Raw genomic sequence first — 15,873 nt, 5'->3', positions numbered from 1 at the left:
GTTGGGCGAACATTCATGACCACCGCGGCAGAGGCATCGACGCTGGAATCTCGGGTCGGCCACTACTACCAGATGGATTACACCTACGAGGTGGGCCGGGAGAAGGTGCGTGAGTACGCCCGTGCGGTGCAGGACTACCACCCCGCTCACTGGGATGTCGATGCCGCCGCCGACTTGGGTTATTCGGGTCTGGTGGCCCCACTGACGTTCACGTCGGTTCCGGGCATGACCTGCAACCGACGGATGTTCGAATCGGTTGTCGTCGGGTATGACACCTACCTGCAGACCGAAGAGGTCTTCGAGCAACACCGTCCGATCGTGGCCGGCGATGAGCTGAGCATCGACGTTGAACTGACGTCAGTGCGCAGGATCGCCGGACGGGACATGATCACCGTGACGAACACCTACACCGACACAGCCGGGGAACGGGTGCACACCCTGCACACGACGGTTGTCGGCATCACCGCCGAGGACTTCGATCCGGCGGTCAAGGCCGCGGTGCAGAAAGCGATGATGCACGACGTCAACATCCTCGACACCGATCAATCCGACGCCGATTACGTGAAGACGGTGCGTCCCGAGGGTGAGGTCCATATCGCCGAGGACAGCGCGCGCAAGCCCGGCACCCCATCGTTCGACGAGCTCAAGGTCGGCGACGAACTGCCGGTGCGCCACACCAGGCTGTCCCGCGGCGACCTGGTGAACTATGCCGGCGTGGCCGGCGATGCCAACCCGATTCACTGGGACGAGACGCTCGCCAAGGCGGCCGGGCTGCCCGACGTGATCGCGCACGGCATGCTCACCATGGGCCTGGGCGCCGGATTCGCCTCCGCGTGGACCGGCGACCCGGGTGCGGTGACCCGCTTCGCGGTGCGGCTGTCCCAGCCCGCCATCGTCTCGGCGATCGACGGTGCGGACATCGAATTCAGTGGCCGGATAAAGTCTTTGGACCCGGACACCCGCACCGGCGTCATCATCGTCGGCGCGAAATCCGCCGGCCGGAAGATCTTCGGCTTGGCGACGTTGAACGTGCGGTTCAGCTAGGGCCGCGGCCTCACCCCCTCAGCGGGGTGCGGACGCCCAAGACCGGTTGACGGCGTCTGCCGTGGCTCCACCCGCGGTCCCATGGCCAATGGCGGCGGTCGTCGGTCCAGACCAGTTGAAACGCGCGGATGGGCGCGTCGCGTAACCGAACCGCGAATGTCAGGTGCACGTCCGGGTGATCGACCTCGACGACTTCGAGCAGTAACTCGCCCTGCAAGTCGATGCGCTCTGCCGGCTGTACCACCATGCCGTCGTCGGCAATGTAGTGCGCGACCGAGTTCAGCACGTGTGCCGACTTGCGCGGCTGCAGACCGGTGATCAGCAGCTCGGGCAGCCCGCGCAGGGATAGGCCGACCGTGTAGGCAAAGGGTCGTGATTCGTCTTCGACAAACTGCACCGCCCATCCGTGATCCGCGATGATCGTGCGTAGCACGTCCAGGTAGTCATCGACGGTGGCATGGGGGTGGTCGCACTGCCAGCACATATCCGCACCTTTCTCCGGTAGTTGCCCACCAGCATTCACGCACCCACTGACATGTCCGGAAATCTCTCGCGGCCAATGCAACTCGACGATTTCGGTGGTTCGCCTACCGCTCGCCGGGCGATGGCCGCTAGGTCCTCGACGCCCATCGCGCTAGGGTCCGAACAGCAGCATGTTCAATGCGACCCGCGAGAGAGGAACCACCCTCCATGAGCCGATCCTCGACCACGATCGACCCTGCCGCCCCCGTGCTCGTCACCGGCGCCAGCGGCTACATCGGCAGCTGGATCGTGCGCACGGTGCTCGAAGCCGGGCATACCGTCCACGGCACGGTGCGCAACCCGAACAAGGCATCCGGACTCGAGCACCTGCACAAGCTCTCCGACGACCATCCCGGCCGACTGAAGCTGTTCAAAGCCGACCTCCTCGAGACCGGTAGCTTCGACGAGGCGATGCAGGGGTGCGAGCTCGTCATGCACACCGCGTCGCCGTTCCTGATCTCCGGCTTCAAGGATGCCGAAGAGGCACTGGTCCGTCCGGCGCTGGAGGGCACCCGCAACGTATTGGACTCCGTCAACCGCACCGACAGCGTCAAGCGAGTGGTGCTGACCAGCAGTGTGGTCGCGATCTACGGCGACGCCCGCGAGTCCCTGGATGTCCCCAACGGTGTTTTCACCGAGGAGAACTGGAACACCACCAGCAGTGCCGACCACCAGCCATACCCCTATTCCAAGACGGTGGCCGAGCGGGAGGCCTGGCGATACCAGGAGGCACAGGACCGCTGGGACATGGTCACGATTCATCCCGGACTGGTACTCGGCCCGTCGCTGACCAGTGCCAGCGACTCGGCCAGCCTGAGCACGATGAAGCAGTTCTACGACGGCACGATGCTGGCCGGGGCCCCGGACATGGCCTCGGGCGTAGTCGATGTCCGCGACGTCGCCGAAGCCCACCTGCGCGCCGGCTTCACTCCCGAGGCACATGGACGGTACATCGCCAACGCCGACACCCTGACCTTTCTGGAGATCGGCAAGGTGCTGCGCCGAAAGTTCGGCCCGTTCTATGCGTTTCCGAGGACGACGGCACCCAAGGTGGTCTTCAAGGCCATCGCTCCGGTCGTCGGACTCACCAGAAAGTTCGTCGACCGTAATGTCGGCTACCCCTTGGCATTCGACAACACCCGCAGCCAGAAGGAACTCGGGCTGACGTACCGGCCGGTCGAACAGACCATCGCCGATCACTTCCAGCAGATGCTCGACGACGGCCTGGTGCAACGCATTCCAGGGCTATCCAAGATCTAGTCGGCGTGCGCGGCCGCTTCCTGAATGAGCTGGAAGCGCGAGGTGATCCCGAGTTTGGTGTAGACGTGCGTGAGGTGTGCCTGCACCGTTCGCGGTGAGACGAAGAGGCGGGCAGCGATGTCCTTATTGCCCAGGCCCTCGGTAACCAGTCGGACAACGTCGAGTTCGGCCGGCGTCAACGACTCCCAGCCGCTGGACGCGCGTCTGCGCTCACCGCGACCACGCTGCGCGTAGCTGATCGCTTCTTCGGTGCTGAGTGCCGCGCCTTCTGCCCATGCTGCGTCGAAGTCGTTCTGGCCCATCACCTCTCGGAGTTCGGTGGTCGACGCCTCGCACTCCGCCTGATGAACCTTGTATCGCACCTGGCCGGTACGCTGGCGGCGGGAGTCAGCCGCACCGAAAAGCCTTGCCGCTCGGGAGTTCTCGACGTTCACGCTCAGACCGGCCAGCACGTCAAGGATATCTGGCAGGTGTAGGTGAACTCCGCTGCTCGCTGCGCAGGTGAGCGCATCGTGGGCGTCGCGCTCCGCTTGGTCTCGCAGCCCTTGTGCGTTTGCCAGTCGGGCGCGGGCCAGTAGTGCCGCCACCCGGTGCCAGCCTGTCGCTACGGCGACAGCCTCATCGGCCCATAAGCGGGCGGCCGTGAGGTCACCCAGGGCCAGAGCCGCCTCGATGGCGTTGAAGCCGCGTTGCGCCACCGCCAGCTTTGGCTGCGCAACACTGAGGCACCGAGAGGCCGCATCGCTCGCCAGCTGCGCTGCCGCCACATCACCACCCGCCAACGCCGCCTGTGCGGCCGCCACATGCCCCAAACCGAGAAAGTATTCGCTGTGGTCTGCGACGGCCTCAAGCGCCACCTCCGCCGCTGCGCGTGCTGCGCTCAATTCGCCCAGGTGCGCGTGGGCAATACCAAGACCCATGAGACCGGTACTTCTCAAGAACTCATCGTGCGCCACTTCGCAGCGGGCCGCCGCGGCAGTGAACTGCTCCACTGCGCCGGCCACATCACCTCGCATGAGATGTGCGAACGCCAGACTCATGCGACACTGCCGAGCACCGAAAGGATCGCCGATTGCGTCGGCTAGATCACGACCTTCTTCGGCGACCGCGTGTATTCCGCCTGGGTCGCCCAGCAGGACTGCGCTATTCGACTGCTGCGCGAGGATGTGGCTCAATCTCCACAGATCGCCTGTCGCGCGGGCGAATTCCGCCGCTTCGGCGTAATAGCCTGCGGCCGACTCGGCGTCGTAGAGGTAGCCCGCGACCGTGCCGCACGCCGCCAGGACGCGCGCCAGCAGAGTCGGCTCGTCGACTTCGCGAGCGATCGCCAGGGCCTGTTGGGCTGGCGCCGTACTGTCGGCCAGAAAGGTTGTGAGTACGGCCTTGTCGGCGAGGGCACGGGCGAGTGTCCGGGACTCGACCTGGCGCTGGCCCGCGTCGTCACCGAGTGCCGCGTCGAACCAGGCGCACCCTTCCAGGATGCGGCCCTGGGTACGCCACAGCGGTTCCAGCGATGATGCGAGTTCCAGAGCCTGTTCTTGGTTTGCGTTCTCCAAGCTCCACCCGAATGCGGCTCGGAGATTATCCATTTCGATCTCGGCCTGTTTTATCCGCTGCTCGTAGTCGGTGCGTCCGGGAGCATCCAGGAGTACGGCCAGCGCCGTGTAGTGATCGCGATGGCGAGAGCGGGTTTCGTCGCCCTCTCCGGATTCACTGAGCTTCTCGAGTGCGTACTGACGGACGGTCTCCAGAAACCGGTAACGCGTCCGGCCGCCGGAGTTTTCGGCCACGACGAGCGACTTCTCTACGAGCAGGGTGAGCTGATCCATGATCTGGTGTCGCTCAATGGCATCGCCGCTCGCGACCGCCAAGGCCGCGTCCAAGTCGAACCCGCCGAGAAACACTGCCAACCTTCGGAATAGGACGCGTTCAGTTTCGGTCAGCAGTGCGTGTGACCACTCCACCGACGCACGCAAAGTCTGCTGACGACGCACGGCCGTACGGGAACCACCGGTCAGCAGGCGGAACCGGTCATGAAGCCCGTCAACGATTTCCGTGACCGTCAGTGTCCGCACCCGAGCCGCTGCCAGTTCGATCGCCAAGGGCATGCCGTCCAAGCGAGCGCAGATCTCGGCCACCACGGCTGTGTGCTCGTGGGTGACGGTGAAGCCGGCCTTCGCCAACTTCGCGCGGTCGGTGAACAACGCGATGGCATCGTCGGTGAGACCTAAAGACGGCACCTGCCAAGTCGCCTCACCCGTCACGCCCAACGGCTCGCGACTTGTGGCCAGGACGGTGAGTCCTGCTGCCCTGGACACCATCTCGGTGACCAAACGAGCAGTCGCGTCGAGTAGGTGCTCGCAGTTGTCCAGCACGATCAACAGCTGTCGGCCACCGATGAAGCGCAACAGGGTGTCCGTCGTGGAGCGTCCCGGTTGATCCGGTAATCCGAGTGCGCGTGCCGCCGTCACCGCGACGACATCAGGGTGGGTGATCGGTGCCAGATCGACGTAGAACACGCCATCTGAGAACTCGGTGGCGATTTCAGCGGCAACGTGCACAGCGAGCCGTGTCTTGCCCACACCCCCGGCTCCGGTCAGCGTGACCAATCGCGCGGCAGCCAAGGCTTCCCGGAGGTTCGCTGTTTCCGTTTGGCGCCCAATGAAACTCGTCAGCTGCGGCGGCAAGTTGTGGGTGCGGCTCGGGCCTTGGGTCCGTAGCGGCGGAAAGTCATTGCGCAGGTCGGGATGAGACAGCTGCACCACCCGTTCGGGCCGCGGCAGACCCCGCAACAGATGGCTGCCGAGATCGGTCAACCATGCCTCGGCCGGGAGTTGGTCGACGACCAATTCGCTGGTCGTGGCCGACAATACGGTCTGTCCACCATGACCCAGGTCGCGCAGCCGCGCGGTGCGGTTGATCGCCGGGCCGACGTAGTTACCTTCGTCGCGCAGTCGCACCTCGCCGGTGTGGATGCCGATGCGCAGCTTGATCGGCGCCAGCGGCGCCCGCTGCAGCTCGACAGCGCAAGCCACCGCATCCGACGCGCGGGCGAATGCGATGACGAAGCTGTCGCCCTCACCCTGCTCGACCGGCCGGACCCCGTCGTGAGCGGCCACCGCGTCGGATACCGCCCGGTCCAAGCGGGCGATCGCCGCGACCATTGCGTCCGGCTCGGTCTCCCAGAGTTGTGTTGAGCTTTCGACGTCAGCCAGTAGCAACGTCACCGTTCCGGTTGGCAGCTCGCTCATGCCCACGTCGCTCCAGTCGATTTCGCTCATGGTAGCCAGCGTGCTCGGCCGGGTGGCACAAAACATCCGCCAATTGGCTAATACGATTGCCGCTCCGGTATCGACATGTACGCGTCTGTTCGCGTGACGAATTTCGGCATCTCGGCCGATGCCCGGTGAGCGACTCCCGTCGAAAGTCGACGCCATGACCATTGACCTTGAAATACCGGCGATCTCCTACGACGATGCTCCGGACCCCGAGACAGCTCACCGCATCCTTCGAGCGGCGCGGCAGCAGTCACCGATCGCAATGAGCCCCTACGGCCCCGAGGTTCTCAGCTATGACCTGGTACGCACCGTCTTGCGCGACACCCGCTTCGCCATGCCGCAGGGCGCCGGCCTCGTAGTGCAGGGCATCACGTCCGGACCGGTATGGGACCGGGTGACGAAACTTCTGATCAGCCTCGACGGCGCTGAACACCACCGGTTGCGCCGACTGGTGTCACGTGCCTTCACTCCCCGCGCGGCGGAACGCATGCGCGCGGCGTGCGTCGAGGTCATGACCGAACTCGTCGATGCCTGCCCGGCCGGCCGCTGCGACGTCGTCGCGGACCTGGCCCGCCCCTTCCCGGTGCCGATCATCTGCGCTCTTCTCGGTGCACCGCGCGCCGACTGGCACCTGTTCTCCCGCTGGGCTGACGACGTCAGCAAGGCCTTCGGCGTCAACGTCGCCGAGGAGGCGCCGGCGATTCTGCGGGCCTGGGAACAACTCGAGTCCTACGTCGAGGGCCTGATCGCCGCACGGCGACAGTGCCTGACCGACGACCTGATCTCTGAACTGATCCGCGTCGAGGACGACGGCGAACACCTGACGCACGACGAACTGGTCAACCTGGTCGTGATTCTGCTGAACGCCGGCACCGACACCACCCGCAATCAGTTGGCCGCGGCCGTGCACGTGCTGGCGGACCATCCGGACCAATGGTCGTTACTGGCCGACAACCCGGAGCTGGCACCGCAAGCCGTCGAGGAACTCATCCGGCACACCCCGATCGCCCTCACCACCGTCCGCGTCGCCACCCAGGACGTCGAACTCGACGGCTTTCTCATCCCGGCCGGTACGTGCGTCATGGCCAACACGGCTTCGGCCAATCGCGACCCCGCCGTCTACGACGATCCTGACCGCCTCGACATCACCCGCAACGCGCCGCCGCCGATCCTCACGTTCGGCGGCGGCGTCCACTACTGCCTCGGGGCGCACCTGGCACGGATCGAGCTCGTCGAGGCGCTGCGGGTGATCACCAGCCGCATCCGGCGGCCGCGCCGTGTTGGTGCCGCGCCATGGAAGCCGATGGTCGGAATATCGGGACCCACAACGCTTTTGGTGGAATTTGAGCGGTAGGAACGGCGGCCGTTCGGAGCGCGAGCGACCCCAAACCGCCACCCACAGCGGCGTGTCACCGGCAACACGCGCGCACTCACGCCAAGCGGCCGACCTCACTACGCGCGAGCGACCCCAAACTGCCACCCACGACGGCGTGTTACCGGCAACACGCGCGCACTCACGCCAAGCGGCCGACCTCACTACGCGCGAGCGACCCCAAACCGCCACCCACAGCGGCGTGTCACCGGCAACACGCGCGCACTCACGCCAAGCGGACGGTCGGGTCTACTTCGGTGGCATCCTGATGCCGCCGTCGACGCGGACGACCTCGGCGTTCATGTACGAGTTGGTGATCAATTCAATAACCATCGAGGCCAATTCGTCGGGCTTGCCCAGCCGGTGCGGAAAGAGCACCGACTCGCCCAGTTTCGCTTTGAAGGCCTCGGAGTGTTCGCCTTCGCCGTAGATCGGGGTGTCGATGAGGCCGGGCGCGACGGTGTTGACGCGAATACCGACCGCGGACAGGTCGCGTGCCACCGGCAGGGTCAACCCGACCACGCCGCCCTTGGAGGACGAGTAGGCCGCCTGACCGATCTGACCGTCGAAGGCGGCGACGCTGGTCATGTTCACGATCGCACCGCGCTCGCCGCTCTCGGTCGGCTCGTTGCGGCTCATCGCCGTGGCGGCCAATCGGATGCAGTCGAAGGTGCCGACCAGGTTGATCGCGAGCACCTTCTTGTAGGCGTCCAGATTGTGCGCAGAGGCGAATTCACCGTCTTTGCCGATGGTGCGCTGTGCCCAGCCGACGCCGGCCGAGTTCACCAGTGCCCGCAGCGGGCCGAGGTCGGCGGCGGTGTTGACCGCGTCCTCGATCTGCTCGGTGTTCGTCACGTCCACACTGACGAACACCCCGCCGATCTCGTGTGCGAGTTCCTGTCCGCGTTCTGCCTGCAGGTCGGCGACGACGACCCGGGCGCCCTTGGCGGCGAGTTGGCGGGCGGTCGCGGCTCCAATGCCCGAGGCTCCACCGGTGACGATTGCGCTAGCTCCGTTGATATCCACGCTGAGCACGTTACGTCACGTGCGGAGAGCGGCCCGGTGCCTGATCTTCATTCGAGGCTTGCCCCGGGCACCCGTTGCGCATAATCTCCCGGGCACATGAGCCCTGTGCCATCGAGTCCCGACATCCAGCAGGTTCGCATCCACTCGCCGGGGACGGTGTCGCTGGATCGCGTGGAGACGCCGCCGTGCGGGCCGCGGGACGCCCTGGTGGACGTGCACGCCTGCGGAATCTGCGGCAGCGACCTCGGTTATATCCGCCTCGGCGGACTCGCCGGACCGGGCGGCGAGCCGATGCCGCTCGGGCACGAGTTCTCCGGCGTAGTGCGCGAGGTTGGCGCCGAGGTCACCGGCGTGGCGCCCGGACAGCGGGTCGTCGTCCATCCCGGCAACGATGTGTCGGGACGGATCGGTGGCGGCAGCGCGTCCGGCGGGCTGGCCGATGTGGTGCTGGTACGAGATGCCGCCGCCGGGGAGCGACTCTTCCCGATTCCCGACGGCATGCCGATGGACGTTGCTGCGCTCGCCGAACCGGTCGCGGTAGGGATGCACGCCGCCGAGCAGGCTGACGTCGCTCCGGGCGACCATGTTGCGGTGTTCGGTTGCGGCCCAATCGGTTTGGCTGCTATTGCGGCGCTGGCCGACCGCGGCGTGAGCGGCATCGTCGGAGTGGACCCGTCGGCGGAGCGCCGACGCCTCGCCGAGACCCTCGGTGCGTCGGCGTCGATCGATCCCACCGACACCAAGGTCTGGCGGGAGCTGCGGCGCTTGCACGGCACCCGGTCACTGGCCTACGGACACGCCCCGGCGACGGACGCCTTCATCGAGGCAACCGGGTCGGATGCGGTGCTGACCGAACTCATCGACCGAGCGGGACCCGGCGCGCGAATAAGCGTCGTGGCACTGCACTACGCTCCGGTGCCGGTCAATTTCCTCAGCGTCCTGATGAAAGAGCTGACGATTCGAGGCTCAATGGAGTACCCGACCCGGTTCGGTGACGCCGTCGACCTGCTGGCCCGCCGGGATCTCTCGGCTCTGATCACGCACCGATTCCCGCTGGGCAGCGTCGACGCGGCACTGCAACTGCTCACCGAGAGCCGCGAATGCGGCAAGGTCATGGTGACCGTTTCCTGACGCGAGGGGGCTGGCCGGCCCTTACTTGTAGGTCAGATGCAGGTACTCGCGACGGCGTGCGAGCACACTGGGCAACCACGGACCAACCTCGGCGGCATCGATCCATTCGGTGCGCTCCAAGAGCATCCGCAGTACGGTGACCGCTTCCAGCCGGGCCAGCGGCGCGCCCAGGCAGAAGTGAATACCTTTGCCGAAACTCATGTGCCCCTTGCTGATTCGACGATCCAACCGGAAGTCGTCGGGGTTCTCGAAATGGTCGGGGTCACGGTTGGCGGCACCCCACAGCAGCAGCACCCGGGAATCCTTGGGCAGTGCGGTGCCCGCAAGCTCGGTGTCGGCCAGCACGTGGCGATAGTGCGCCCGGAACGGTGGCTCGAGCCGCAGCGTCTCCTCGATGAACACCCCGAGCAGATCCGGCTGGTCGCGGAGCTCCTTCTGCAGGTCGGCGTCGGTCGCCAGGATCGCCATTGCGGTGCCCAACAACGATGCCGTCGACTCGCCGCCGGCACTGAACAACGAGACCAGGATCAGCAGTGCGGTGAATGTGTCGAGGTTGCCTGCGGCGCAAGCCCTGGCCAGCACGCCCATCAAGTCGTCACCCGGGTTGGTCGCGGCGACCTGCTGACGCGTTGCGATGTAGTTGCTGAGCTCGCTGATGGCGGACATGGACGCCGCCAGCTCGTCGGTCGACATCAAGCCGTCGAGAAGCTGGGTGCTCGCACAACCCCATCGCGCCAGTTGGTCGGCGTCGGCTTCGGGAACGCCGATCAGGTCGGCGACAACCATCATCGGCAACCGGTTCGCGATGGCGTCCATCCACTCGACGGCACCGTCATCGGCCTCTGCGGCCCAGAGGGTTTCGAAAATGTCCGCGATCAGCGGCTGCAGCGACTGCACTCGCTTCGCCGTGAACTGCCCCAACATCAACTTGCGGTGCGCGGCGTGTACAGGGTCGTCGGCGGTGACCAGGATGTGGGTGCGCCCGCCGACGCCGTCCATCGGGAAAGGGACAACGCCATCGTCCGGGCGAAAAGTCATCGTGGCGGTCAAATTCGAGGAGAAGACATCGGGCCGGTTCACCACGTCGGTGATCGCGGGCCAACTACTGACCAGGTAGAAATCCGAATCGCCGACGCGATGGACTCCACCGTCGTTCCGCAATCGGGCGTACAGGGGGTACGGATCCTGGATTGCCGCGTCGCCGAAAAAGTCGACGGGGTCGATGCTGGCGGTCATGGCGTGGACGGTAGCAACTACGGAGCCGGACGTCCGACCCTTGCGCAACATTGGCTCCGATGACGGATCGGATGGTGAGTCAGCGGCCGAGTCCGGGGAGAGGCGCCCTCAACCCACGGCTCACTGTTCGATGGCCTCCTGGTCCACGGTCCGCTTCGCACGCACAGCCGTCCGCGTCGCCCGCCGCCGCGGAAGGCGCTCTGAGATGCCGCTCAGCGAGCTGACCATCCTGTTCATCGTGTCGACCGCCGCCTCGAGCGTGTCGGCGGTGGGTGTCAACCGCTCCACGGCGGGCGACAACCGACTCAAGATCTCCGCGGTCTCGGCGAACTGTTCAAGGGGTCCATTCTTGGCCAGCAGCGTGTCGATGATGCCTTCCTCGGCAAACAGGCGCTCGACGATGCCGTCCTCGGCGAACATCCGCTCCAGCGGTCCGTCCTTGGCGAGCAGTCGATCCGCGAGCCCCCCGGGCTCGAGGATCCGCTCCAGCGCGCTGCCTTCGACGGTGATCCGGTCAAGTAAGCCGCCGGGCGCCGTCAACAGGTCGACGACCCCACCTTCCCGCATCAGCTTGTCGGCCGGACCGCCGCGGACCAGGGCGCGCCCCATCGCCCGGTCGTTTTCGGTCAATTCGGCCACTCGATTGGCGCCGACGAGCGCGCCGCGCAGCGGAAAGAGATCGGTGATCGGGTCAACCGTCTTCGGGGCATCCTCACCCAGGGCCTCTTTCACACTCCCGAGCGCCATGGCCGCTGCGGCGAGTCCGGCGTCGGCCACCGCGACGCCGGCCCGGACGGGCGCTGCAGCTACGTCGGCGATGAGCTTGGTGATGTTCACGCGGAAAGTGTATGGCGCGATGTCGTCTTCGTGGGCAATCCCGGCAAAGGGATCGGTGTTCCATCACCCGGCCTTCGGTGGCCGAACGCAGTCGCTACCGTGGTCGGCATGGTAGACGTCGCCAACCGCGGGGGCGCCAGGAACGTCGTCGCACTCGGCCTGTCCTTGCTCGCGGTGGTACTTACCTCCGCGGTGGGTGGGCTGACCGCCGCCAACAGCGCCGAACAGTACGGCCGGCTGCGGCAACCCTCCTGGGCACCCCCTTCCTGGTTGTTCGGGCCGGTATGGACCACCCTCTACGCGCTGATGGCCGTGGCGGCCTGGTTGGTGTGGCGCAGTGGACCTGTCAGCGCGACCCGCGTTGCTTTAAGCGCGTACTGCGCACAGCTGGTCCTCAACGCCGCCTGGACCCCCTTGTTTTTCGGGCTCGGCTGGCGCGGCGTGGCATTGATCGACATCACCATTCTGTGGGTCTTATTGGTGACTACTGTGGTGCTGTTCTTTCGCCGCAGCGCCGTCGCCGGATGGCTGTTGGTGCCTTACCTTCTCTGGACTACGTTCGCCCTCTTCCTGAATTTCGCTGTGTGGCAACTCAATAACTGACCAGTCGTGCCGTGACTGCGGGCCGCCGCGCACGCAGCCTGAGCGTCGTTCTTATTGTCGAAGCACTGGTCAACGCCGGGACCTTCTGCGAACCATTCCCCGGTATCAAGCCTGCCGACGACATACAGGCCGGAGCCGTACACGCCCGGCTCGATCCGCTTCCAACTCATCGTGCCTGCCGCGGCTCGCAGCCAATCGATGAGCACCCGCACAGGGCTGCCGCTTTCCGCAGCGACTACTGAGCAAAAGTCCGCCTCGGCGCCGTCGATCGTGTACGCCATCACCATCCAGCCGAGGTCGTCCATTTCGATCACGAGCATCAAGTTGCCGACCCGTATCGCACCGTCCCCGTCGACGCACCACGGCTCCCCAAGGCCACCACTGGCTTTGACCGCACGGCGCACGATATCGGCGGAGCGGAGGATTGCTGCGCGGAGAGGATCGCGGTGGCAAGCAAGCCAGTCCAGGTAGTTGTCGTCGTCATCCCGAAACTCCTTGGCTGCCACCACTACCCCTCCCCCGAACCCCGAAACCCGGCCTCAAAACAGGCCCGTAGCTTAAACCCGCGCCCTGACAAGTCGGAGCGGCTTGTGGTGGACGTAGGGCTATCGCCCAAGATGGCGCGAGGCGCGCCGCTGCCTCGTCGCCTTGGATCCGTTGCCGGCCGGGGTCGAGCCGCTTGACCCTTCGCTGGCTACGACTGCGCGGTACGAGACATGCGATAAGTCCGAGGCCGGTGTCTCGGAGGGCCGGGGTGTGCCCGTCCAGGCTACGAAGCGGGGACTAAAAGTCGAGTACTCCGGTACTCAATCCGAGTTGAGCACCGAGCCGAAGACTCAGGGTCACAGTCGCATCGTGTTGACAAAATCCATTGCGGCACCTCTGTGGACGGGTGCAGCTGGCATTGATGGGGGTCCTACCATGACAAGTTTTCTCACAGCCGCACCGGAAACCATCTCCGCTCTGCTGTTGTCGGGTCCGGGATCGGCGCCGATGGCACAAGCGAGTACGGCGTATGCCTCCCTGGCCGAGGCGTTGGAGGAGACGGCTGGGGTCTTTTCGTCGGTGATCTCCGGCGTGACGGGTGAGGCGTGGGCGGGTCCGGCCGCGACGGCGATGGTGAATGCCGCCGCTCCGTATACCGCCTACTTGAGTCAGGCCGCAAGCCACGCTGCGGGTGCCTCCCGGGCGGCAGAGATGGTGGGCAGCGCGTTCGATTCCGCGCGGGCGGCGATAGTGCCTCCACTTGCAATCTTGGCCAACCGCAGAGCATTTGGGCAGCTGGTTCGATCAAATTGGTTTGGGCTCCTCACGCCGACGATCATGGCCGCCGAGGCACAGTACGAAGCGATGTGGGCTACCGACGTCGAGGCAATGCTCAGCTACCACGCCGGAGCGGTGGCTGCGGCAGAGCAACTGCCGAGCGCTCTGGCCCAGTTCGTGCAGAACCTGCCCAACTTGGGCGTCGGGAACAAGGGCAACGGCAACATCGGCAGCGGCAACACCGGTTCGGGCAACATCGGAATGGGCAACAGCGGCGATGGAAACAGCTCGCTCGTGTCCGCGCAGTTGGGTTACAACAACGTCGGTGGTGGCAATCAGGGCAACAGCAACCTCGGCGCCGGCAACGTCGGCAACGGCAATGTGGGCCTAGGTAACAACGGAAACGGGAACATCGGTTTCGGTAATGGCGGCCCGGCGAATTTGAACAATCCAGACCTGTACACCTTCCACGCGGGCCGAGGCAACAACAACATCGGCATGGGCAACACCGGTAACGGCAACGTCGGCCTGGGCAACAGCGGTGAGGGAAACGTGGGCGGCGGGAACACCGGCAACGGAAATGTCGGAGCCGGGAACTCCGGCAGCGGAAACTTCGGGTTCGGCAACACCGGTACCAACAACATTGGCATCGGGCTCACCGGCGACAACCAGGTGGGCATCAACTTGGCAGGGCTGCTCAACTCCGGCAACGGCAACATCGGCTTCGGCAATTCCGGCCACAACAACGTCGGCTTCTTCAACTCCGGCGACGGCAACATCGGCATGTTCAGCTCCGGCACAAACACCGTATTTCCCGGACAGCTCAACAGCTTTGGGGTCGGGAACTCTGGCACGGGCAATCTTGGCGTGGGTAACGCGGGCGCCGGCAACGCCGGCTTCTGGAACTCAGGGCTGTTGAACACCGGCTTCGGTAACGGCGGGTCGATTAACACCGGCGCCCTCAATGGGAACAACGTCAACACCGGGTTCCTCAATTCAGGCGAGACCAACACCGGCTGGGGCAATTCCGGTCACTCCAATACCGGCGCGTGGAATGCCGGCACCTTGAACACCGGTTTCGGCAGCGCCATCGATCAGGGATCGGTGGCCGTCGGCGCGACGGGCAACTCGGGGTTCGGCAACAACGCTCGCGGCGGAGCCTCGGGTTTCGGCAACAGTGCCGACCCGAACTCCTGGTTCGAGAGCGGGAGCATGTCGGGATTCTTCAACACGGCCAGCGGGGGTGGGATCATCAACGGGGTCAGCTCGGGCTTCTTCAACACGGGACTCACCGGTGCCATCGGCGGCTTCCCGGCGGGCTGGTTCAGCGGCTTCAACTCGGGTCTTTTCAATTCCGGCATCGGCAATTCGTTCATGTTCAGTCTGAGCAAGCTGGCCATCCGCCCGAGCTGACCACGGACAGGCGCCCAGCGTGGACGTCGACCGACCTTTCGGCTTCCTCGCCGTGCACCCGGCCCAGCCGCCTCGGCGTCGTCGCTGGGTGGGTCAAAAGTCCCTTCCAGCCGGACTGAGCCCCGACCGCAACCTCTCTGCGACTCCGGCGCGCTTCCCTTGCCTAGGTCTCTCGCGAACGAGGTCGCTTAGTTGGCGGCCTGGGAATTCTGCGAGGTCTAGCGTGGGCGGAATGAGTTTGTTCAGTCACGAGGAGTTCCGGAACCCAGCCGACGACGGTGGTGGCGGCGCTAATGGTGGGGTTGTTGAGCGAGCTCGGCGTGCTGAGGTGAGCGAGTACGGCTTGGATGAACCTGTGGTGGTGGGTCCGGGGTTGCCGCCTGAGGATGGTTCGTGCGGTCAGTTCGCTGTGCAGTTTCACGTGTCCACGTCAATGCTGTTCGGGCTGAAGCGCATTGCGGATATGCGTGGGGTCAGCGTGCCGGAGGTATGCCGGCAGGTGATCGGTGTGTTTGTTGCCCAGCAGGAGGGTGAGCTGGGTGCATTGCTTTCTGCCGAGGCCGAGGCGGCTGATTACCGGCCGAGTTTGGGTCAGGCGTAGTCGCGCCCGCCGCAGGGGGCCGCCTGGAGCTGCTCGTTGCTCCGATGGTGTCCGGGTACTTCCGAGTAGCCTTTGCGCTCAAAAGCTCCATATCAGGTAGCCACCCGGGCCGACAGTGCACCTGTCCGGCCGGGAGAAGGAGCGCTACGAGGCAGAGCAATCATGCTGCAAGGCGAACACGGTTTGTGTAGGGCTCATCGACACAGCGCGCAGAACTCCTTGACTGTCAACGGCCACACCAAGGCGCCGGAACGCAACCGATTGTCCCAATTTCGTTTCACAAGCAA

General features: G+C 65.4%; 13 protein-coding genes. 7 read left to right on the top strand and 6 right to left on the bottom strand.

Annotated elements, in window-relative coordinates; translation table 11 throughout:
- The first annotated feature begins 15 nt into the window (after positions 1-15).
- Positions 16-1,044, top strand: coding sequence for a fused (3R)-hydroxyacyl-ACP dehydratase subunits HadA/HadB (locus tag C0J29_RS00520; protein WP_120791189.1), 1,029 nt, complete (start codon positions 16-18; stop codon positions 1,042-1,044).
- Positions 1,045-1,054: 10 nt separating this feature from the next.
- Here the strand turns inward: C0J29_RS00520 and C0J29_RS00515 are convergent, their stop codons facing one another.
- The gene (locus C0J29_RS00515; RefSeq protein WP_120791188.1) at positions 1,055-1,528 is read right to left on the bottom strand and encodes a DUF4262 domain-containing protein; all 474 of its coding nucleotides are present in this window, start codon (positions 1,526-1,528) and stop codon (positions 1,055-1,057) included.
- Between the two features lie 206 nt (positions 1,529-1,734).
- On the opposite strand from C0J29_RS00515, the gene C0J29_RS00510 reads away from it, so the two are divergent.
- On the top strand, positions 1,735-2,826 hold the full coding sequence (locus tag C0J29_RS00510; RefSeq protein WP_197048060.1) for an SDR family oxidoreductase: 1,092 nt from the start codon (positions 1,735-1,737) through the stop codon (positions 2,824-2,826).
- Here the strand turns inward: C0J29_RS00510 and C0J29_RS00505 are convergent.
- Positions 2,823-6,077: a helix-turn-helix transcriptional regulator gene (locus tag C0J29_RS00505; RefSeq protein WP_120794452.1), complete on the bottom strand. Its 3,255-nt coding sequence runs from the start codon at positions 6,075-6,077 to the stop codon at positions 2,823-2,825. The two genes, C0J29_RS00510 and C0J29_RS00505, sit on opposite strands and share 4 nt — an antisense overlap.
- Before the next feature lie 184 nt (positions 6,078-6,261).
- On the opposite strand from C0J29_RS00505, the gene C0J29_RS00500 reads away from it, so the two are divergent.
- Positions 6,262-7,458: a cytochrome P450 gene (locus C0J29_RS00500; protein WP_120794451.1), complete on the top strand. Its 1,197-nt coding sequence runs from the start codon at positions 6,262-6,264 to the stop codon at positions 7,456-7,458.
- 267 nt (positions 7,459-7,725) lie between these two features.
- On the opposite strand, the gene C0J29_RS00495 is transcribed toward C0J29_RS00500, so the two are convergent.
- A complete protein-coding gene (locus tag C0J29_RS00495) occupies positions 7,726-8,502 on the bottom strand; it encodes an SDR family NAD(P)-dependent oxidoreductase (protein ID WP_120794450.1) in 777 nt (258 codons plus the stop codon).
- A gap of 96 nt (positions 8,503-8,598) precedes the next feature.
- Here C0J29_RS00495 and C0J29_RS00490 point away from each other — a divergent pair, with 96 nt between their 5' ends.
- A complete protein-coding gene (locus C0J29_RS00490) occupies positions 8,599-9,633 on the top strand; it encodes a zinc-dependent alcohol dehydrogenase (protein WP_120791187.1) in 1,035 nt (344 codons plus the stop codon).
- 21 nt (positions 9,634-9,654) lie between these two features.
- On the opposite strand, the gene C0J29_RS00485 is transcribed toward C0J29_RS00490, so the two are convergent.
- Both C0J29_RS00485 and C0J29_RS00480 read right to left on the bottom strand, forming a co-directional pair.
- Complete coding sequence (locus tag C0J29_RS00485) at positions 9,655-10,869, bottom strand: cytochrome P450 (RefSeq protein ID WP_120791186.1); 1,215 nt, start codon at positions 10,867-10,869, stop codon at positions 9,655-9,657.
- Positions 10,870-10,989: 120 nt separating this feature from the next.
- Positions 10,990-11,706 (bottom strand): hypothetical protein, encoded by a 717-nt coding sequence (locus C0J29_RS00480; RefSeq protein ID WP_065046018.1) that lies wholly within the window; start codon positions 11,704-11,706, stop codon positions 10,990-10,992.
- Positions 11,707-11,814: 108 nt separating this feature from the next.
- On the opposite strand from C0J29_RS00480, the gene C0J29_RS00475 reads away from it, so the two are divergent.
- Positions 11,815-12,309 carry a TspO/MBR family protein gene (locus C0J29_RS00475; protein ID WP_120794449.1) on the top strand — a complete coding sequence of 165 codons (495 nt, stop codon included), beginning with the start codon at positions 11,815-11,817 and terminating at the stop codon, positions 12,307-12,309.
- On the opposite strand, the gene C0J29_RS00470 is transcribed toward C0J29_RS00475, so the two are convergent.
- Complete coding sequence (locus C0J29_RS00470) at positions 12,246-12,815, bottom strand: hypothetical protein (protein WP_174814879.1); 570 nt, start codon at positions 12,813-12,815, stop codon at positions 12,246-12,248. The genes C0J29_RS00475 and C0J29_RS00470 overlap by 64 nt on opposite strands.
- Positions 12,816-13,230: 415 nt before the next feature.
- On the opposite strand from C0J29_RS00470, the gene C0J29_RS00465 reads away from it, so the two are divergent.
- Positions 13,231-14,985, top strand: coding sequence for a PPE family protein (locus C0J29_RS00465; RefSeq protein WP_065046020.1), 1,755 nt, complete (start codon positions 13,231-13,233; stop codon positions 14,983-14,985).
- 232 nt (positions 14,986-15,217) lie between these two features.
- A complete protein-coding gene (locus C0J29_RS00460; protein ID WP_065046053.1) occupies positions 15,218-15,586 on the top strand; it encodes a hypothetical protein in 369 nt (122 codons plus the stop codon).
- The last annotated feature ends 287 nt before the right edge of the window (positions 15,587-15,873 follow it).

Origin of the sequence: Mycobacterium paragordonae (assembly GCF_003614435.1) — a bacterium.
Classification (GTDB): domain Bacteria; phylum Actinomycetota; class Actinomycetes; order Mycobacteriales; family Mycobacteriaceae; genus Mycobacterium; species Mycobacterium paragordonae.
The sequence above is the reverse complement of the archived record's forward strand: the minus strand, read 5'-3'. Positions and strand labels throughout refer to the sequence as shown.